This window comes from Candidatus Nitrosocaldus islandicus, assembly GCF_002906215.1.
Lineage (GTDB): Archaea > Thermoproteota > Nitrososphaeria > Nitrososphaerales > Nitrosocaldaceae > Nitrosocaldus > Nitrosocaldus cavascurensis.
The window spans coordinates 1211125-1229709 of sequence record NZ_CP024014.1 but is presented as its reverse complement, the minus strand read 5'-3'; the positions used below and the strand labels follow the sequence as shown (position 1 = coordinate 1229709).

General features: G+C 41.6%; 21 protein-coding genes and 2 tRNA genes. 14 read left to right on the top strand and 9 right to left on the bottom strand.

All coding sequences use genetic code 11. The features are described from left to right. Positions 1-5: 5 nt before the first annotated feature. Positions 6-1130: a 4Fe-4S dicluster domain-containing protein gene (locus CRG89_RS06385; protein WP_103287959.1), complete on the bottom strand. Its 1125-nt coding sequence runs from the start codon at positions 1128-1130 to the stop codon at positions 6-8. A gap of 70 nt (positions 1131-1200) precedes the next feature. Here CRG89_RS06385 and CRG89_RS06380 point away from each other — a divergent pair, with 70 nt between their 5' ends. Both CRG89_RS06380 and hypF read left to right on the top strand, forming a co-directional pair. After that, positions 1201-1461 (top strand): muconolactone Delta-isomerase family protein, encoded by a 261-nt coding sequence (locus CRG89_RS06380; protein WP_158648765.1) that lies wholly within the window; start codon positions 1201-1203, stop codon positions 1459-1461. Between the two features lie 61 nt (positions 1462-1522). Then, complete coding sequence (gene hypF, locus CRG89_RS06375) at positions 1523-3865, top strand: carbamoyltransferase HypF (RefSeq protein WP_158648764.1); 2343 nt, start codon at positions 1523-1525, stop codon at positions 3863-3865. 42 nt (positions 3866-3907) lie between these two features. Here hypF and CRG89_RS06370 read toward each other — a convergent pair whose 3' ends face one another. After that, positions 3908-4102 (bottom strand): hypothetical protein, encoded by a 195-nt coding sequence (locus CRG89_RS06370; protein WP_103287451.1) that lies wholly within the window; start codon positions 4100-4102, stop codon positions 3908-3910. 66 nt (positions 4103-4168) lie between these two features. Then, positions 4169-4549 (bottom strand): hypothetical protein, encoded by a 381-nt coding sequence (locus CRG89_RS06365; RefSeq protein WP_148695138.1) that lies wholly within the window; start codon positions 4547-4549, stop codon positions 4169-4171. Positions 4550-4633: 84 nt separating this feature from the next. Here CRG89_RS06365 and CRG89_RS06360 point away from each other — a divergent pair, with 84 nt between their 5' ends. The 6 genes from CRG89_RS06360 (at position 4634) to CRG89_RS06335 (ending at position 9057) form a co-directional block, all read left to right on the top strand. After that, complete coding sequence (locus CRG89_RS06360) at positions 4634-5473, top strand: DNA glycosylase (protein WP_158648763.1); 840 nt, start codon at positions 4634-4636, stop codon at positions 5471-5473. A gap of 63 nt (positions 5474-5536) precedes the next feature. Further along, a tRNA-Arg gene (locus CRG89_RS06355) sits at positions 5537-5611 on the top strand. A gap of 55 nt (positions 5612-5666) precedes the next feature. Then, positions 5667-6098: an archease gene (locus CRG89_RS06350; RefSeq protein WP_103287448.1), complete on the top strand. Its 432-nt coding sequence runs from the start codon at positions 5667-5669 to the stop codon at positions 6096-6098. A gap of 38 nt (positions 6099-6136) precedes the next feature. After that, positions 6137-6547 (top strand): thioredoxin, encoded by a 411-nt coding sequence (gene trxA / locus CRG89_RS06345; RefSeq protein ID WP_197706704.1) that lies wholly within the window; start codon positions 6137-6139, stop codon positions 6545-6547. Between the two features lie 175 nt (positions 6548-6722). After that, on the top strand, positions 6723-7745 hold the full coding sequence (locus tag CRG89_RS06340; RefSeq protein ID WP_103287447.1) for a multicopper oxidase domain-containing protein: 1023 nt from the start codon (positions 6723-6725) through the stop codon (positions 7743-7745). Positions 7746-7845: 100 nt separating this feature from the next. Next, positions 7846-9057 (top strand): ZIP family metal transporter, encoded by a 1212-nt coding sequence (locus tag CRG89_RS06335; RefSeq protein ID WP_103287446.1) that lies wholly within the window; start codon positions 7846-7848, stop codon positions 9055-9057. Between the two features lie 54 nt (positions 9058-9111). On the opposite strand, the gene infB is transcribed toward CRG89_RS06335, so the two are convergent. The 5 genes from infB to rpl7ae are packed head-to-tail and all read right to left on the bottom strand — an operon-like array spanning position 9112 to position 12312. Beyond that, positions 9112-10890, bottom strand: a complete 1779-nt coding sequence (infB, locus tag CRG89_RS06330) for a translation initiation factor IF-2 (protein ID WP_103287445.1) — start codon at positions 10888-10890, stop codon at positions 9112-9114. Positions 10891-10921: 31 nt separating this feature from the next. After that, entirely contained in the window at positions 10922-11377 is a 456-nt protein-coding gene (gene ndk / locus CRG89_RS06325) for a nucleoside-diphosphate kinase (RefSeq protein ID WP_103287444.1), read from the bottom strand. A gap of 38 nt (positions 11378-11415) precedes the next feature. Beyond that, complete coding sequence (locus CRG89_RS06320) at positions 11416-11625, bottom strand: 50S ribosomal protein L24e (protein WP_103287443.1); 210 nt, start codon at positions 11623-11625, stop codon at positions 11416-11418. Positions 11626-11682: 57 nt separating this feature from the next. Beyond that, positions 11683-11895 carry a 30S ribosomal protein S28e gene (locus CRG89_RS06315; protein WP_103287442.1) on the bottom strand — a complete coding sequence of 71 codons (213 nt, stop codon included), beginning with the start codon at positions 11893-11895 and terminating at the stop codon, positions 11683-11685. 45 nt (positions 11896-11940) lie between these two features. Continuing rightward, positions 11941-12312: a 50S ribosomal protein L7Ae gene (gene rpl7ae, locus CRG89_RS06310; RefSeq protein WP_103287441.1), complete on the bottom strand. Its 372-nt coding sequence runs from the start codon at positions 12310-12312 to the stop codon at positions 11941-11943. 157 nt (positions 12313-12469) lie between these two features. Here rpl7ae and CRG89_RS06305 point away from each other — a divergent pair, with 157 nt between their 5' ends. Then, positions 12470-13030, top strand: coding sequence for a hypothetical protein (locus tag CRG89_RS06305; RefSeq protein ID WP_103287440.1), 561 nt, complete (start codon positions 12470-12472; stop codon positions 13028-13030). A 72-nt stretch (positions 13031-13102) separates the two neighbouring features. Here CRG89_RS06305 and glmM read toward each other — a convergent pair whose 3' ends face one another. Beyond that, positions 13103-14467 (bottom strand): phosphoglucosamine mutase, encoded by a 1365-nt coding sequence (glmM, locus tag CRG89_RS06300; protein WP_103287439.1) that lies wholly within the window; start codon positions 14465-14467, stop codon positions 13103-13105. A 378-nt stretch (positions 14468-14845) separates the two neighbouring features. Between glmM and CRG89_RS06295 the strand changes: the two genes are divergently transcribed. From CRG89_RS06295 to CRG89_RS06275, 5 genes are all read left to right on the top strand, one after another. After that, the gene (locus CRG89_RS06295; protein ID WP_197706705.1) at positions 14846-15604 is read left to right on the top strand and encodes an SDR family NAD(P)-dependent oxidoreductase; all 759 of its coding nucleotides are present in this window, start codon (positions 14846-14848) and stop codon (positions 15602-15604) included. Between the two features lie 432 nt (positions 15605-16036). Then, positions 16037-16121 (top strand) — tRNA-Leu (locus CRG89_RS06290). 66 nt (positions 16122-16187) lie between these two features. Then, positions 16188-16706, top strand: a complete 519-nt coding sequence (locus CRG89_RS06285; RefSeq protein WP_103287956.1) for an adenine phosphoribosyltransferase — start codon at positions 16188-16190, stop codon at positions 16704-16706. Next, complete coding sequence (locus tag CRG89_RS06280; RefSeq protein WP_197706706.1) at positions 16696-17511, top strand: S-methyl-5'-thioadenosine phosphorylase; 816 nt, start codon at positions 16696-16698, stop codon at positions 17509-17511. The genes CRG89_RS06285 and CRG89_RS06280 overlap by 11 nt, the downstream gene beginning before the upstream one ends. A 576-nt stretch (positions 17512-18087) precedes the next feature. Then, on the top strand, positions 18088-18516 hold the full coding sequence (locus CRG89_RS06275; RefSeq protein ID WP_103287438.1) for a hypothetical protein: 429 nt from the start codon (positions 18088-18090) through the stop codon (positions 18514-18516). Positions 18517-18585: the final 69 nt, after the last annotated feature.

Below are 18585 nucleotides of genomic sequence, written 5' to 3'. Positions count from 1 at the left end.
GTAATTCACCTGTCTGCTGCATAGCCTTGCTGCAGTGCCTTTACCTCCTCAGTTATATCTATGCCTACAGGGCACCATGTTATGCATCTACCACATCCAACACAGCCAGATGTACCAAATTGATCTATCCATGAGGCAAGTTTATGGGTTATCCATTGCCTATACTTTGCACCTCTTGACCTCCTCACAGTACTACCATGTATGTATGTGAACTCATCACTGAAGCAAGAGTCCCATAGCCTCCATCGTTCAGCATGCTCACCCTTGAGATCAACAACATCCTCCATAGTGCTACAGAAACATGTTGGGCATACCATGGTACAGTTTGCACATGCCAAGCATCTCTCTGCAACATCATCCCAGTGCTTGCTCTCATAACTGCTGTACAATAACTCCTTTATGTTTTTGGTATCTATCCTCCTCCTACCCATCATACTCATTGCTCTAGCATTCTCCTCAACCATGCTTAGAGCATGTTCAACCTCCTCACTGCTAGCCTCTCTATGCTTAACCTTGCTCAAGAGTTCATGCCCTAATGATGTACCAACATCAACAAGAAATTGGTGTCTAGGCTTTAGTACTTCAGTAACAACCAGATCATAGCCAGAGCCTACCATAGGTCCTGTATTCATGGATGTGCAGAAGCATGTACTGCTAGATACAGTACAGTTCACAGCAAGTATGAATACATTCTTCCTCTGCTTCTCGTATACTGGGTCCTTGAATGTACCATTAAGGAATACCCTATCCTGTATCTGTATAGCATGCAACTCACATGCCCTAACACCTACGAATGCTAACCTCTTTTCATTGTATTGCTCCTCTACAATCTTGAGGTTATTATCATGCCTCTCTGCAGTGAATAAGCGTATGCGTGGAGGGAATAGGTACATCTTCCATGAATGAGGACCAACTGTGTAGCCAAAGAGTGCTCCATCATCCCTCTTCCTTAACCTGTACACTCCTTTCTCCTGCTGCTCAGTCATACCTATAGGGAGATCATCAACAGAGTCCAACCTATCATATACTATTACAGAGTCCCTAACCCTTGGACCTATGATCTCATAACCCATATCCCTCAATGCAGTAAAGAAGCCATTGAATTCATCCCTCTCAACTATGAATGGCATAAAGTACATTAACCTCTACAGTATTTAAATCTGGCTAATCTATATAATGGTAGGTAGTCCTTATCAGGGTATGAAGTTCCTCATACTATGGTCTTTCAAGAAGGTAGCACTAACTCCAGATCTGGTTAGAGCAGTGCTTGATATGAGGATATATGCAAAGAGGCTCAAGGATGATGGAAAGTTAGAAGCATACTACCATATAGTTGGTAGGCATGGTGGTGCATGGATACTAAATGTGGAGTCTAACGATGAGTTAGAGAACCTCATAGCAGGTATGCCAGTTTATAACTATGCAGAGTATGAGATATATCCATTAACAGAGATGAGATGATACCACCATCATCATAATTCACCATCATCATTATTATTATGCTCTAGCAATAAGTATGCATGTGCGCTACACAATAACTATACATGGCAGGGTTCAAGGTATAGGCTTTAGACCATTCGTGTATAGGCTTGCTATTGCAAATAACTTGAGGGGTTATGTAAGGAATATGGGTGATGGCTCGGTTGAGATAGTGGTTGATGGTAACGAGCATGATCTTGAGAGGTTTATAGATGCACTGAAGCATGATAAGCCACCATTGGCATTATATGAATTTATGGATATAGAGAAGAGCGAAGGGGGTTCTGAGGAGTTTGCTAACTTCTCAATATTTGGGAGTGTAGATACACCATCTACAGTTGAGCCATCTATACCTCCTGATATTGCTATATGTGATGAATGCTTACATGAACTCTTCAACATACATGATAGAAGGTATCTGTACTTCTTCATAACATGCACAAACTGTGGTCCAAGGTTCACGATGGTAAGGGCACTTCCATATGATAGGGTAAATACAAGCATGGCTGAGTTCCCTCTATGCAATGAGTGTCTTAAAGAGTATAAAGACCCTCTTAATAGAAGGTTCCATAATGAGAGCATAGCATGCCATGAGTGTGGACCAAGGCTCTACCTTGTGGATTGTAAGGGGAGGAGGGTTGATGCTGCTGTTGTTAATGATGATGATAATAGTGATGATGGCAATCCTATAGCAACTGCATCAAGGTTGATAGAGCAAGGGTGCATCGTTGCAGTCAAGGGCATAGGTGGCTTCCATCTCATAACATCTGCATACGATGATGATGCAATCTCTAGGCTTAGAAAGGGGAAGAGGAGGGAGAGCAAGCCATTAGCAGTCATGGCTAGGAACATTGATGCTGTTAGAGAGTTTGCTGTTATGGATGAGGTTGAGGAGAGCATCCTAAGATCATATGCAAGACCAATAGTGCTGTTGAGGAAGGGTAGCAACTACAACCTATCTCCACTGGTATCAAACTTGGATACAGTTGGTGTTATGCTACCATACACCGCACTCCATTATCTCATCTTCAACATGCTCAACCTTAACGCATTGGTAGTTACAAGTGCAAACGTTAGCGATGAGCCTATAATTGCTGATGATGATGAAGCGTTAAGGCTTGGATTCGTTGATTACCTGCTCATACATAACAGGAGGATAATCAACCCTTGCGATGACTCTGTTGTTATTGTAAACTCCTGCTCTCCTATGATAGTTAGGAGGGCTAGAGGCTACGTACCATCACCAATAAGCATAGATGTATACTCATCAAGATGCATACTTGCACTTGGTGCCCATCTCAACGTTACCATATCTATACTCTTCAAGGATAAGATAGTTGCATCACAGCACCTTGGTGATATGGACTCACTTAAAACATACACAAACCTCTGCAATACAGTTGAGAGGTTCTGTAGAATGCTTAATGTAAGGCCAGATGTTGTAGTATGCGACCTCCATCCATCTATACCAACTACAAACCTAGCATACACCATTGCTAGAGAGTATGGATGCTCTCTTAAGAGGGTACAGCACCACCATGCACATGCATCAACACTACTCATAGAGGATAAGAAGGTGAATATGGTTAGGGAAGGGAGAAGAGGGATGGTATGCATAGTGTGTGATGGTAATGGATACGGTTATGATGGGAATGTATGGGGTGGGGAGGTATTCCTTATAGATGGTAGCAAGTATGAGAGGGTTGCACACCTCATGGAGCAGCCAATGATAGGAGGGGATCTAGCAGCATACTACCCATTACGCATGGTTGCTGGCATACTCTACTCTAGCAGTGTGGATGGTGTAGAGGATTACCTGTACTCTAGGTCCTATACACTGCCTTATGGTAGGGCTGAGATGGATGCTATACTAGATGTGGCAAGGAAGGGTAGATATATCAAGACTACAAGCACAGGAAGAATACTCGATGCTATCTCATTCCTGCTAGGGGTTGCAGATAGAAGAGGGTATGAGGGGGAGCCTGCAATGCTGCTTGAGTCTGTTGCATATGGTGGCGATGATGTACTCAAGTTAGAGCCAAGGATCATCAACTGTACTCTAGATACAAAGTACCTTATTGAGGAGATCTTCTGTAGCATGAAGAGGTTCCATACTAGGGACCTTGCATACTCTGCCCATGTATATATGGCAAAGGGTCTTGCTACTCTAGCATTAGATAATGCTATGAGGCATGGTATAGATACCATAGGCATATCTGGAGGGGTTACATACAACAGGATAATAACACCTCTCATCAAGAGGTATGTGGAGGAGCATGGGCTAAGGTTCGTACACAACAGCATCATACCAGCAGGGGATGCAGGGTTATCTATAGGGCAGGCATATCATACATGTATCAACGATACTAGCCTTAGCAATAATTAATTAGTTAGTTAAGATGCATAAAAAGAGCGAGAGCAGAATTTGTTATAGTTCTACCTTCTCAACCTTTATCCTGCTCAGTATCTCATCAGCCTCACTACTACTTGCTACATATGTGTAAAGGTACCTTGCCCTCCTAACCTTTATCTTAACCTTATCTCCCCTCCTCACTACTCTACACTCCTCTGCCCCTTCAACAAGCTTGAGCAACTCATCCTTGCTGAATACCTGTCTAGGCATTGCTATCCCATCCTCCCTTCCTTCTTCATTCCTTACTTCTTTACTTCCTTTACCTTCTTTATTTATTTATTTATATAGGTTATCTTGAGTTAATTGCTCTAGGGACTTGAGCATCCTTGATGTCTCCTCATACAATCCCTTTACTGTAAGGCTGTTATAGTATCTCTCAAGTGCCTTACCTGCAAGTATCATTGGGATTCCTACTGCAGTAGATACCATGGTTGGCTCTGGTATCCAGAAGAGCATCCAGCCTATTCTACTAATCTTCTTGCTTAACTGTGGTGCATGCCTTATACTGTTTATTGATGCCTTCAGGTTATTATCTGCTAGAGCATCAAGCATCGATGAACGTAACTCTATCCTCCTCTTGAGCATATCAACTGCATCCCTTGCCCTCTTTATGTTATTGCTACCCTTATCCTGCATGCTTATTGAAGCACTCATCATATCATAAACCATGTTATCCATTACTAGATACAAGCTTGTCAAGAAATTTGTTTATTGCAGGGTAGAAGCAAGATAGTACTACTGATGAAGATGGATGCAATAAACCTGAAGCGTACACTTGAGAGTGGGCAGGTATTCCTATGGTATGAGAGGAGAGGCATCTACTACATAATATGCTCTAGCAGCGTTGTTAAGATAGAGTCATGCAATGGAGAGTTTGTGTATGAGTCAAGACCAGAGCATGTTGATGTTGAGAGGCTCTTCAGGATGGATGATGATATCCATGCTATAAATAGCAGCATAGGATGCAAGGATGCTTTAATAGCAGATGCTATTGAGAGGTTCAAAGGGCTCAGGATAATGCGTCAAGACCCATTCCAGTGCCTCATCTCATTCATATGTGCTACCAACACAAATATAGCAAGGGTTAGGCAGATGCTTGAGTGTATATGCAGGAGATTTGGAGGCAAGATAGAGTTGGATGGTATAACATTCCATACATTCCCATCTGTAAGGGCATTGCAGGATGCAAGTATAAATGATCTTGTAGGCTGTGGATTAGGTTACAGGACAAGGTTCATAGTGCAGGCAGTACGCTCTTATGCTGAGATGGATGTTGATGATCTAGTTAAGGGGTGTTATGATGATGCAAGGGATGTACTCTTGAGCATTGATGGTGTAGGCAACAAGGTTGCTGACTGTGTAATGCTCTTTTCACTAGAGAAGCTTGAGGCGTTCCCTATAGATGTATGGATTGGAAGGGTTATAGCAAGGTACTACAGGCATATTACAGGTATAGGTGATATGGTAAAGTTTACACCTCCCATGTATAGAAGGGTATCTAGTGCCATGAGGGGTTACTTTGGGATGTATGCTGGTTATGCTCAACAGTACCTCTACTGCTATGCTAGAGCATACATGTAGCAATTCATTCATTAGTACATACATACAATAGATAGATATATCCAGACTAGTGATGAACCCTAAGGGCCCGTAGCTCAGCATGGATAGAGTGCCTGCCTTCTAAGCAGGTGGTCGTGGGATCGAAGCCCACCGGGCCCGCTAGCATAATTAAGCTGTACTGAATATATTTAAACCTGCTTGAGCAAGTAGTTACATGGGCTATAGGATGCTTGAGCATATGACAGATGCACTTGTAGAGGTTGAGGCAGATACGCTTGAGGAGGCATTTGCATTGGCAGCAAAGGCCCTTGTGGATGTTATGGTAGATGTTAGCAAGGTTGAGGAGAGGCTTGAGATAATGCTAGAGGCATATGGCCATGACCTTGAGAACCTACTCTACAACTGGCTTGAGCAGGTTATGATAGCACTGGTTAGTGACCATATAGCAATGAGCAGGTTCAACACAAGGATAGAGGTAGGGGATTATGATGATGGTAGGTACAGGATAACTGCCAAAGCCTATGGCGAGGCACTTAATCTGGAGAAGCACAACTACAAGGTTGAGATAAAGGGTGTAACTTACCATATGATGAGTGTAGAGAATGTAGAAGGTAAGTATAGGTTAAGGTTCTTGCTTGACCTATGAGAAATAAATGTTATATTTGAGCACTTCATATGATAGGTGTGGAGAGAGATCAAGAGATAGAGAGGATAATGCGTAAGAAGATGGAGGAGATGATGAGGAGCCAGCAGCAGAAGGGCACTAGTAATGAACCTAAACTCATAGAGTTGAATGAGCAGAACTTCGATGATGTGATCAATGGCTCTAAACCAGTCATAGTTGACTTTTGGGCTGCATGGTGTGGTCCATGTCAGTTCATGCTCCCAATATTCGATAGGCTTGCAAGGAAGTATGGGGATAGGATGGTCTTTGCTAGGCTTAATGTTGATGAGAACAATGCTGTTGCTGCAAGATACGATGTATATGCTATACCTACATTCATAGTATTCAAGGATGGTAAGATGGTTGATAGGGCAATAGGGGCTGTTGGAGAGATGGGATTGGAGAGGCTGATAAAGAAGTATATCGTATAATCTTTTCCTGATATATGGCAATCAATCTATGGGTCTACTACTGGATAGACTAGTATACATTATATGGTTACTTACTGTTTAGTCCAGATAACTAATTATCTTTTTGCCCTACTACAGCCATTATTTAGCCATGTCTAAAAAATTTAAATATGGTAAAAGGTAATATTGGCTGGATATGAATGTTAAACCTAGTGTGGCGGTTCTATTGTTAGCAGCAGTAACCCTAGTTAGTATATTTGTTGTAAATGCGGATTATAACACAAGCAGTATAGATGTGCATATATCATCAATGCATAATAACGTAGAGAGATCCAGCATAGATCCCGATAAGTTCCTTACTAACTTTGATTATGGTAGAGTTTTTGTATTGGATGATGGTACAGTATTGAGAGAATTTACAATCACAGTGAAGGATGTTAGGCTTGAGATAGCACCAAACATATACTTTGATGCATGGACGTACAATGGCACCATACCAGGTCCAACCTTAAGGGCAACAGAGGGGGATAGGGTAAGGGTAACCTTCATCAATGATGGAAGTCAGCCCCATACAATTCACTTCCATGGAAAGCATCCTGCAGAGATGGATGGTGTGTTCCCCATGATACCTCCTGGAGGGAGGTTCGTGTATGAGTTCACTGCAGAGCCATATGGCTTGCACCTATATCACTGTCATGTTCCTCCAGTAGCAGAGCATATAAACAGAGGACTGTATGGAGTGTTCATAGTTGATCCAAAGATACCAAGGGAACCAGCAAAAGAGATAGTCATGGTATTGAATAGTTATGATACTGACTTCGACAAAGAGAATAACTTTTACACTGTGAATGGTATACCATTTCACTACGTGAAGAACCCAATAGAGGTGAAGAGAGGTGAGCTTGTAAGGATCTACCTTGTAAATATGACAGAGTTTGATCTCATAAACAACTTCCATCTTCATGGTGATCTATTCAAACTCTACAGGACTGGTACCAGCTATGTACCAGATGAGTTTACGGATATGATTACACTCAGCCAAGGAGAGAGGGCTATACTTGAGTTTAGATACGATTATCTAGGTTTGTATATGTTCCATGCCCATGTTATAGAGTTCTCTGATAAAGGCTGGATGGGATTCTTTAAAGTTGTAGACGATTATGGGAATGATGATGATAGTAACGATGCTAGTGCTATTAACGGTAATGATGGTAATTAATTGTGGTGATGGTTGAGGCGCTTGCTTATGATATTGGTACTTATGATATAATTACACACAACAAAGATGATGGTAAGAGGGATGCTATGTGAGAATAACGATGGTAATATTAACTGTAATACCTATCTTACTCTTAACTGGTATTATATACTACATTACATACACACCTATATTTGATTATGGAGAGCCATTACCAAAGATAGTTATAGAAAGGGTAGAGTTCAAACCTGAGATGATTGTAGTATATGTACGTAACATTGGACAAGATACAGTAACTATAGCACAGACAGATATAGATGATGCGCCTATAGATGCTATAATTAAACCTACAAATGTATTGACAAGACTATCATCTGCCCAGTTGATGATCAACTATCGATGGATAGAAGGAAGACCCTATGAGATAGGAATAACCACTTCAGATGGCACTAGATTTGCCTCTAGCATAGAGATTGCTACACTTACTCCAGAACCAGATAGTGAACAGTTATTCTACTTTGCACTGCTTGGAATATACGTTGGTGTTATACCAGTTGCACTAGGCTTTCTTTGGTTCCCCTCTATGCAAAGGGTTAGAGAACACTGGAACGAATTCTTCCTTAGCATTACTGCTGGACTTCTTGTATTTCTTGCTATGGATGCTATAGTAGAAGCATTTGAGATAGTTGACAAGTTTGTAGTTATGAACAACAGTAAAGTGTTGATACCTATGATCATGATATCTACATTTCTATTCTTACTACTAACAGTTAACAAGGCTGGTGATAGCAGTTATAATGATGGTAACATATCTTCAACTCTCAACACTCCAGATAATATAACAACTAATGATAATAAAGATGATGTAGTAACTACTAATCATAACTTACGACTACACATAGCATATATGATATCAGTTGGCATAGGTCTGCATAACCTAGGCGAAGGGTTAGCGATAGGTGCTGCGTTAGCAGTTGGAGCAATAGCACTATCTAAGTTCCTTATCATAGGATTTACAATACATAATAGCACAGAAGGGTTTGCAATAGCATCCCCTCTGGTTAGATCTAAAGTAAAGATAGCACATTTTGCAATGCTAGGCATGATAGCAGGCATACCAACTATAGTTGGAACATGGATTGGTGGTTTCATAAACATACCTATTGTATCTGTAGTATTCCTTGCAGTAGGCGCTGGTGCGATACTACAAGTAGTATATGCCATCTTTGGGTTGATGAGTAGTAAGATGAGTGTAGCAATATTATCAAAATATAACATCGTTGGATTGGTTACAGGTATGCTGGTCATGTACTTAACATCTTTGCTTGTATAAGTTTGCTTGATAATAATAATAATATATGATGATTTGTTCTATCTACATGAGTTGTTATATGTAGCCATACAATGGATCTACTTTCCTCCTTATCTTTGCTATCTCATCTAGAAGCATCTGCTCCTCTTGCGTAAGCTTATGCTTGAACCTCTCATTAAGCAACTTTAGGTGTTGTGTGGATGGTAGTGTGTAGAGCACCTCTCCCTCCTTTATCTGTCTCCCTACTACAGGTTCGTTCATAGATACAGCAACCTGCATACCCTTCCTAGCCTCATCTATGCTCTTACCCTTATCCTGTATCTGGTGTATTGCTCCTACCTCACTACCTTCAGAGTTGATAACAAGACTCTTCTGCCTCAACCTCCCCTCTATTATCTCTACTCCAAAGACTGCTGGATTGCTCCTCCTGAATACAAAACCCTTGAGTAGCATGAACTTACATGGCATGGTTAGTGAGGCAAATATAGTACTCTCTTCCCTCTCCCTCTCCTGCTCAACCCACTGCCTGTAAGACTCTACAAGGTTGTAGATCACCTTATCTGTGAATATCTTAACGTTATGTGCATCTGCCTCTTCCTGAGCATCCTGTAGAACCTTAACATTGAATGCTAGAACAACTCCCATGTAGCGGTCCTTCTCCCTTACAGTTGATGCCTCTACCACATCCCTCTTTGTAACATGCCCTATATCTGCAATCCTTATTGGTATGCTTGAACGCTTGAGCATCTCAGTTATAGCCTCAAGTGAGCCTAGGGTATCACACTTTAGCACTACACCTATCCTATCAGTACTTATAACAAGGCCCCTAACCTCACTCTCCAACATCTGCCTCAACCTCTCTATATCAACACCTTTGCCTATAACATAGAATGGTGAACCTGCAAGAACACCATCTAGGTCTGGTGATGCTACCTTTACTCCTGCTGCTGCATGCACCTCTTGGGTCCTAATGAACCTATCCCTAGGGTCCCTCATCTCATCGAGGGGCTTTGGTAGCAAGAGTGCCTTGACTCTAGCAGTAACTATGCTATCCCTCTTTGCAAGCATGATCTCATCCCCTTCCCTTAGTATGCCATCAAGAAGTATTATATTTGCAGTCATCCCTAGACCAGTCTCCTCCTTTACCTCAAGCACTATACCTCTTCCATGCTCACCTACCTCTAGCCTCTTAAGCATGTACTGCTGTGTCAAACCTATAAGCACTGCAAGAAGTTCTGCAATCCCTTCCCCAGTCCTTGCACTGACTGGCACTATGGCTATCTCCCTTGTGAAGTCCTTAACCCTGTAGAATGCCTCTGCCCTGAACCCTAACCTTGATAATGCTCCTACTACTGAGTATATCTTTGCATCCAACTCATCTACAACTGATTTATTCTGCTTCTTGAGCGACTCCAGTACCATGCTGCTTGAACCACTCCTCCAGCCATGGAGCATATCCAGCTTGTTCAATGCTATAACGAATGGTACCTTCCTGCTCTTGAGTATCTCTATGCTCTCATACGTTTGCGCTTCTAGACCCTTGTTTATATCTACTACAAGTATTGCTATGTCTGCTGCAGAGCCTCCCCTCATCCTTAGGTTTGCAAAGACCTCATGCCCTGGTGTATCTATGACGAGTAGGCCTGGGACCTTTACATCTGCACCAAATCTAGTGAAGAGTGGGCCACAGATCTCCCTTATAGTCTCCAATGGAAAGAAACTTGCACCAATATGCTGTGTTATCCCTCCAGCCTCTCTAGCCTGTACTGCAGTGCCTCTTATCTTATCGAGTAGGGATGTCTTGCCAGAGTCAACATGTCCTAACACAACAACTACTGGCTGTCTTATAGGCAAGTATGCTCACTCACTATCCTTGTAAGGTAATCTACTTCCTATCATTAAATATTACCTTAGCCTCTCTCTCAAAGCTCTCAATAGAGTCACTAGCATGTATTGCATTCTCTGTTATGCTTGAACCATAGAGCCTCCTTATAGTACCCTCCTCTGCCTTGCTTGGATTGGTTGCACCTATTATCTTCCTAACCTTTGCTATAGCATCCATATCACCATCATCACCACCACGACTGCTCTCATCCTCAAGTATAGCTGCAACTACAGAGCCTGAGGTTATGAACTGAACAAGTTCGTTGAAGAATGGCTTATCCCTATGCACTGAATAGAACTCCTCAGCATCTTCCTTGCTTAATCTTAGCATACGTAACTCCCTTATCCTGAAACCCTCGTCCTCAAACCTCTTGAGTATAGAGCCTATAACATTCTTCCTTACAGCATCTGGCTTTATTACTATTAGCGTCTTATCGCTCTTACTACCTGCTTGCATATTGCACACCCCTCCATAACCTTATCCTATCTACCTATCTACCTACTTACCTTTATCCCGCCCTTCACATACCTCCTAGTCCACTTTAACTTTCTTGCATCCCTTTTGAGCACAAGCATATTCTTCCAGCACTTACTTGAGCAGAAGTAGAGCATGCTACCATCGTTTCTAACAAGTATCCTACCCTCTCCAAACCTTATAGTATTACCACAGAAACTGCATGACTTGCTTGATAGGCTAACACTCATCGCACCCACCTACTCTACTCATCATCATCCATCATACCATCATAAGATGCCTACTTATCACTGTATCTTCCTAGCCTCCCTCTCAGTCTCTCTGAGCATAAGTATATCTCCAAGTCTAACCAGCCCTTTCACATTCCTTGCTATTATCCTACCCTTATCTCTACCCTCAAGTATCCTTACCCTAACCTGTGTTATCTCTCCTGCTATACCTGTTCTACCAACTATCTGTATAACCTCAGCAGGTGTAAGCTTCTCCTCCTCTCTACTCATATACTCTCCCTCTCTACACCTCTCTTCATCTATTTATCTATCTACCTACCTCTTCATACTCTTTACAGTATTAATTATCTGCTCCACAGCCTGTCTAGCATCGCCAGCATCTGTTATGCATGCTGCTGCTGCCTGCACATCTATACCAAGTGCCTCACCCAACTGCTTCTTGCTTGGAACGTACACAAATGGTGTGTTCCTCTCCTCACATAGTATTGGTAGATGAGCAACCACCTCTGGAGGTTCCACATCCTCTGCAATTATAACCAGTTTTGCATTTCCCCTCTCAATTGCCTTTGTTGTCTCATTCGTACCTCTCCTTACATTACCTGTCTGCCTTGCTATCCTCACAGCCTCATATATCAGGTTCACCATCTCCCTTGGTATCTCAAACTTCACATAGTATGGCTTACTCATACATATCACCCATCGGGATCATCAGGATAGCATTGATGGAGCCTTTTAAAAATGTTGTTATATCTATAATCAACGCAATACCCCATTATCATACATGAGAATCTTGACGGTGACTTAAATTACTGTTCCCCACATATTTAGATAGGTGATTGTGTATATGGTTGGTAATATTGCTATAGGTGATTGGTCAAGTAGGTTCATGGTAGCAGCAATAATACAGGGTCTGCTAGTTACCATATTAACACTCTCTATCGTTATTGGTCAGATGTATGTGAAGCCTGAGGTATCTAGGGTTATAGCATTTGGTAGTGCTGGTATGTGGTTCACAATGGGCTACATAATGTATGTTGTTGTTGGTGTTATAGGAGTAGCGGTATCAGCACTCTTCTACCATTACCTTGAGCATACCCTTACTGCAGCGTACAGGGGCATTGCAAGGTACCTTGCATGGACACACCTCATCATGATGAATGTTGGTATAACAGGAGCAACATGGTTGATGATGTATGGAGGTTATGAGGCTGCAAAGGTCATGCTGCCTGTGAACGTTGGAGGGCTAGGGTTGACAGCAGCAGAGGCGCATGAGGTACTTGCACCATTGGTCATACCTATAGCAGCGTTCATAATTGTACTTGCTGTAGGAGTTGTACTCGGGGGAATTGGATTCATGGTAACGTATAGGAATTCCATGAAGACTATGAGGATAGCAAAGCGTTGATAGATGTAGGGAGAGAGGAAGGAAGTAAATGATTCCTTTTTTCTTATGATAATATCATTCCCATCATAATTATTATTTACTTCCTAATAGAGATCTTATCTTCTCTACATACACATCCACCATCTGCTTAAGCCTCTGTTCACTGCTAGACTCAGCGTAGAGGCGCATTATAGGCTCAGTACCACTCTGCCTAACCATTATCCATGACTCATCATCAACCCATACCTTGATACCATCTATGGTCTCTACCCTTGATGATGTGCCCTTAAGAGCATCTATTATGCTTGATGACTGCTCCCTTGTGCATGGGAACTTGGTCTTGTACTGGTAGAACCTCTTATATCTTCCTATTAGGGATGATAATGGCTCATCCCTTAGAGCAAGTGCTTCAAGCATGAGTGCTGTGCTCATAGCCCCATCCCTTACAGGTATATGCCTTGCATACATGAACCCACCATTCTCCTCAAGACCTACAAGGGCTGATGCTCTAACCATCTCTCTAGATACCTCAACACTCCCAACCTTCGTCTTTATAACCTTGGCATTATAACTTGCTGCAACCATATCTATAAGCATAGATGAGTTCACTGGTGTGACTACCTTTACCTTACCTCTCTGCCCTTCCCCTTCCTTTGCAAGTACATGCTCAACCAGCAATGCACCACTCCTATCCCCAGTGTATATATTGCCTTGTTCATCACAGAATATGCTCCTATCACCATCACCATCATATGCTATACCTAGATCTGCACCATTAGCCTTTACACTTGAAGCAAGCTCTCCAAGGTTATCAATGGTAGGCTCAGATCCTCTTCCTGGGAATGAACCATCTATCATCCCATTCAAGGTTACAACCTTGCAGCCTAGAGAGTTGAGTAGCCTAGGTACAGCAACGGCCTGTGCCCCATTCCCTAAATCAACTACAACCTTCATACCCTTACTCCTTATCCTATCCACATCTACAAGCGATCTTATACCTTGAAGGTAGAGATCAACAGCATCACCTAACCTCTCATCTCTACCTATGCCCTTACTCTGCATGAACCTCTCCTCAAAGTATATATCCTCTATCTTCAACTCATCCTCTCTAGGAACCTCAACCCCATCACTAGCCATTACCTTTATACCATTGTACTCTGGAGGGTTATGGGATGCTGTTATCATTATCCCTCCCCTATATCCAAGCCTCTTGGTACAGTATTGGAGGCATGGTGTAGGCACTAACCCAGCATCATGTACATCTATACCCATTGCATTTAGCCCAGCCTTTACAACACTAGCAATCAATGGGCTAGAGTGCCTTCCATCATAGGCAAGTAGTAATGGACCTTCCCTATAGTATGTTGCCAATGCATAAGAGAGCTTCAACACTAGATCTAGTGTAAGGTCCTTACCAAATACACCTCTAACCCCATTTGTACCAAATAACCTAGCCATACAATCTGCTCATCCATCAATCATAAATATTTTTGCTATAGATACAGTTAACTTGTCTAACTGTTATATAATTGAATGTATCAAAACTCATCTCTATAGCATGATTATATCCATCATTATCTATCAACACCAATTGCTTGTACAGTACTGTAATGCTTATTCTTCTCAGCATTTATTGAAGTAGAGGAGCATCATCTTTGCCAATACACTAGCACTAAATATTATTTACAGTGTATGATAGTAGAATGGGATAGTATAGTACTGTTAACATCATCATAGAGTATCTTGCTAGCCTTCTAACTGATTAGTATGTTGCATGTAAATCACATGCTTCAGATTAAGCAGGTAACAAACTCTTTATATAGTGGGTTGGTTTGAATGAGTAACCGTATGATATTAAAGGATAAGATTGCACTGGTGACTGGTGCAAGTAGGGGTATAGGGGAGGCAACTGCTAGGGTATTTGCAAAGAATGGGGCAAAGGTTGCCATGCTTGCTAGGGACTTTGAGAGACTTAGGAGTGTAGCATCCAGCATAGATGGTGATACACTGCCTATAAAGGCTGATGTAACCGATGAGAAGGATGTTCAGGCAGCAGTGAATACTGTACTGAAGAAGTATGATAGGATAGATGTGCTTGTGAATAACGTTGGGTACATAAACGATCCAACACCATTCCATATGATGCATGATGAGGATTGGGATATGCTCATAAACATAAACCTCGTCAGTACGTTAAGGATGACTAGGGCAGTGCTTCCAATCATGATGAACCAGAAGAATGGATGCATAATAAACATCTCTAGCGTTGCTGGGATAAAGGCGTATAGAATACCTCTCTCAGTATACAATACAGTGAAGGCAGGGGTAATAATGTTTACAAAGAGCATTGCTTTAGAGTATGCTCAGTACAACATAAGGTGCAACTGTATATGCCCTGGTACGGTTAGGAGCAAGTTCCTAGAACCTTACCTTGAGGATGCAGAGGCTAGGGAGGAGTTAAGTAAGTTACAGCCATTAGGTAGCATAGGTGAACCTGAGGATGTTGCAAATGCAATACTCTATCTTGCATCTGATAGTGCAAGATGGGTAACTGGAACCATGCTCATAATTGATGGTGGGTTGAGTATAGCATAGGGATTTATTGATAATGATTTTCTTATCAAAATAATTCTATCAACCTTAATTAGTCATGCTTGATAGATATCATCTATCTAGGGAGAGAATAGTAGCAAGAAAGGTAAGAGGGAGGTATGAAGGAAGATAGATAGAAGGGTAGGAGAATGGAGGAGAGTGATGATGAAGAGGAAGGAGGAAGAAGGAAGGAGAAGGATGAGTATAATGTTTGTAGAATAATGGTTGATATACTATAGAAATAGCATAACTGTTACATAACTTAAACTGCCTTTGTTAATATTGTATTGTAAGTTGTGTATATGGTATAGTATGCATACTGCTATATCAGTTCATACAACATCCAACACATCAAGCATTCATTTACATCTACTTTATAAGATAATGACAAATAAGCATAAACAAAAATACCTCTTAAGTAGAAGATTCAACACTGCGGGGGTTGCCTAGCCTGGTCAAAGGCGCGAGGCTTAGAACCTCGTCCCGTAGGGGTTCGTGGGTTCAAATCCCACCCCCCGCACCTCTCAACCAGTAAGTGCAAGAACGTTTGGAAAAGGTTATTTAACCTACGTTGGTAGTAAGGCTCATGAACCTCAAGGCTATGATAATGGAGTTCCCAGACTTTCCAAAGAAGGGTGTACTCTTTAGGGATATAAGCCCATTGTTGAAGAGCGCCACTACTATGAACTACATAGTAGAAAGGTTCTATGAACACTTTAAGCATAAGAAGATCAACACTATAGCAGGAATAGAGTCTAGAGGGTTCATAGTTGCAACTGCTCTAGCAATTAGGTTTGGTTGCAGTATGGTTATGATAAGGAAGCAGGGTAAACTCCCAGGAAGGACTAGGAGTATAGAGTACACTATAGAGTATGGCAAGGCAACGATGGAGATACAGGAGGATGCTGTATCCCCTGGGGATAGAGTGCTTATAGCAGATGATCTAATAGCAACTGGAGGTACTGCTGTTGCTGCTGCAAGGCTTATAGAAGGGTTGGGCGCAGAGGTTGCTGGATTTGCATTCATAGTAGAGTTGGCAAGGTTGAGGGGGAGAGAACTGCTCAAAGGTTATGATGTATGCTCATTGGTGGTGTATGATGAGTAATAGCAGTAGTAAGGATGTACATGCTGAGGTAGCAATCATTGGAGGTACTGGTGTCTATGATGTTGAGATGCTTGAAGATGCTAGAGAGGTTAAGGTTTACACCCCATATGGCGATGCATCAGACCTCATCACTGTAGGCAAGTACTCAGGCAAGAGCGTAGCCTTCCTCCCTAGGCATGGTAGAGAGCATAGGATACCCCCTCATAGAATACCTGCTAGAGCAAACATATGGGCACTGAAGCACCTAGGTGTGAAGAGGATAATTGCCCCAGCAGCAGTTGGGAGTCTAAGGGATGATGTAAGGCCTGGGGATATAGTTATAGCAGATCAGTTCATAGACTTTACAAAGAGGAGGGAGTACACATTCTACGATGGTGGAGAGGTATGTCATGTCTCTCTAGCAGATCCATTCTGCCCTGAACTTAGGAGTATAGTAATAGGGGAGTGCAAGAACCTAAACCTAAAAGTTCATGAGCAAGGCACGTATGTGTGCATTGAAGGACCTAGGTACTCAACTAGAGCAGAGTCAAGATTCTTCAGGGATATGATGAAGGCAGATATAATAGGGATGACACTAGTGCCTGAATGTATCCTTGCTAGAGAGATGGAGATATGCTATGTTAGCATAGCAACTGTAACAGATTACGATGTATGGGCTGAGAAGCCAGTAAGTACACAAGAGGTCATAGAGACGTTGAGTAAGAACTCCTCAAATGTGAAGAGATTGCTCAAGGCAGTAATACCTAAGATACCAGATGAGAGGAACTGTATCTGCAAAGAGGCTCTAAAGGATGCAAAGATCTGAATCATCAACTATATATTGTTATTATTGATGTTTCACAACATTCTGCAGTTGCTGAATATGCCAACTCCTCTCCCTGTATTATACTATCTTTGATTGCTCGCTTAAGTCTGTATTCTTGAGAAGGTAGAGTGTATCCAACCCCTTATCTTGTATACTGTTGAGTGAGCAAGCCCCACATGCTTTAGCTGTTAATAAAGCGAACAAAGATTATATCTTAAGAACAAAAAGGAAGAATGAAGAGAGTTCAACTAACCTACACGTTTAGGCTCTACCCAAAAGGAGATTGTCAAGATAACAGTAACTGTGTACAATCTAGACAAATGATCTATGCAGATATATTGTATTTATCTTGACAATCTCCTAGATCAGAAGCATGTACTAATATAGGCTATAGATGAGTATATTTAGTAAATCTAGCATATTCTATAACACTAATTATGTTAAGGAATGGCTATATCCTCCAGTTATGCAACAATAATAGTACAGATCTTCTATAACACTTATTATATAACATTCATTATGGTACTCCAACAACATAATCTTAATATCTTTGCTCTAGGGTATAGAGCATAGTCAATGTATAGCAATGGGACGAACCTCTTAAGCATGTTATCCATGCTCAAACATAAGGCTATGAGGAGCAAGGTATGGTATAGAGCATTAAGCATAGATGAGAGAGTACTGACAGGTTTAGCAACAAGATATATAAGGCAGGTAAGGAATAAGCAGTTAGCAATAGTGCTTGCTAGGATAGTAATAAAGCTGAGTATTGCTATAAACAGGTTCATAATGGCTGAGCAACATGGGTTTGCTAGGGCATATGCATGGATGAAGGGTGCACTGAAGAGTGGCATGGGTATATTCATGTGTGTTATGGGTATTGGTGGTAATGGAGCATATTTATCAACACAAACACCAACCCTATTAATCCCAAGCAAGAGTATAATAGAGTGGTTTGCTATGCTAGAGGCTAACCTTATGCATGGATGGAGATTGGATTATTAATAATGAGAGGCAGTGATAGTAATAAGGTAGTTGAGTAATTAATTAGTGTGATATGAGTCTAGCCATAAT

Coding starts and splice junctions, on each gene's coding strand:
- CRG89_RS06275 (WP_103287438.1), top strand. CDS start 18,088: ATGTATAGCAATGGGACGAACCTCTTAAGCATGTTATCCATGCTCAAA.
- CRG89_RS06350 (WP_103287448.1), top strand. CDS start 5,667: ATGGGCTATAGGATGCTTGAGCATATGACAGATGCACTTGTAGAGGTT.
- CRG89_RS06295 (WP_197706705.1), top strand. CDS start 14,846: ATGAGTAACCGTATGATATTAAAGGATAAGATTGCACTGGTGACTGGT.
- ndk (WP_103287444.1), bottom strand. CDS start 11,377: ATGCAAGCAGGTAGTAAGAGCGATAAGACGCTAATAGTAATAAAGCCA.
- CRG89_RS06315 (WP_103287442.1), bottom strand. CDS start 11,895: ATGAGTAGAGAGGAGGAGAAGCTTACACCTGCTGAGGTTATACAGATA.
- CRG89_RS06365 (WP_148695138.1), bottom strand. CDS start 4,549: ATGATGAGTGCTTCAATAAGCATGCAGGATAAGGGTAGCAATAACATA.
- rpl7ae (WP_103287441.1), bottom strand. CDS start 12,312: ATGAGTAAGCCATACTATGTGAAGTTTGAGATACCAAGGGAGATGGTG.
- CRG89_RS06335 (WP_103287446.1), top strand. CDS start 7,846: ATGGTAATATTAACTGTAATACCTATCTTACTCTTAACTGGTATTATA.
- CRG89_RS06360 (WP_158648763.1), top strand. CDS start 4,634: ATGAAGATGGATGCAATAAACCTGAAGCGTACACTTGAGAGTGGGCAG.
- CRG89_RS06305 (WP_103287440.1), top strand. CDS start 12,470: ATGGTTGGTAATATTGCTATAGGTGATTGGTCAAGTAGGTTCATGGTA.
- CRG89_RS06340 (WP_103287447.1), top strand. CDS start 6,723: ATGAATGTTAAACCTAGTGTGGCGGTTCTATTGTTAGCAGCAGTAACC.
- CRG89_RS06380 (WP_158648765.1), top strand. CDS start 1,201: ATGAAGTTCCTCATACTATGGTCTTTCAAGAAGGTAGCACTAACTCCA.
- CRG89_RS06285 (WP_103287956.1), top strand. CDS start 16,188: ATGAACCTCAAGGCTATGATAATGGAGTTCCCAGACTTTCCAAAGAAG.
- CRG89_RS06385 (WP_103287959.1), bottom strand. CDS start 1,130: ATGCCATTCATAGTTGAGAGGGATGAATTCAATGGCTTCTTTACTGCA.
- CRG89_RS06320 (WP_103287443.1), bottom strand. CDS start 11,625: ATGAGTGTTAGCCTATCAAGCAAGTCATGCAGTTTCTGTGGTAATACT.
- CRG89_RS06370 (WP_103287451.1), bottom strand. CDS start 4,102: ATGCCTAGACAGGTATTCAGCAAGGATGAGTTGCTCAAGCTTGTTGAA.
- glmM (WP_103287439.1), bottom strand. CDS start 14,467: ATGGCTAGGTTATTTGGTACAAATGGGGTTAGAGGTGTATTTGGTAAG.
- CRG89_RS06280 (WP_197706706.1), top strand. CDS start 16,696: ATGATGAGTAATAGCAGTAGTAAGGATGTACATGCTGAGGTAGCAATC.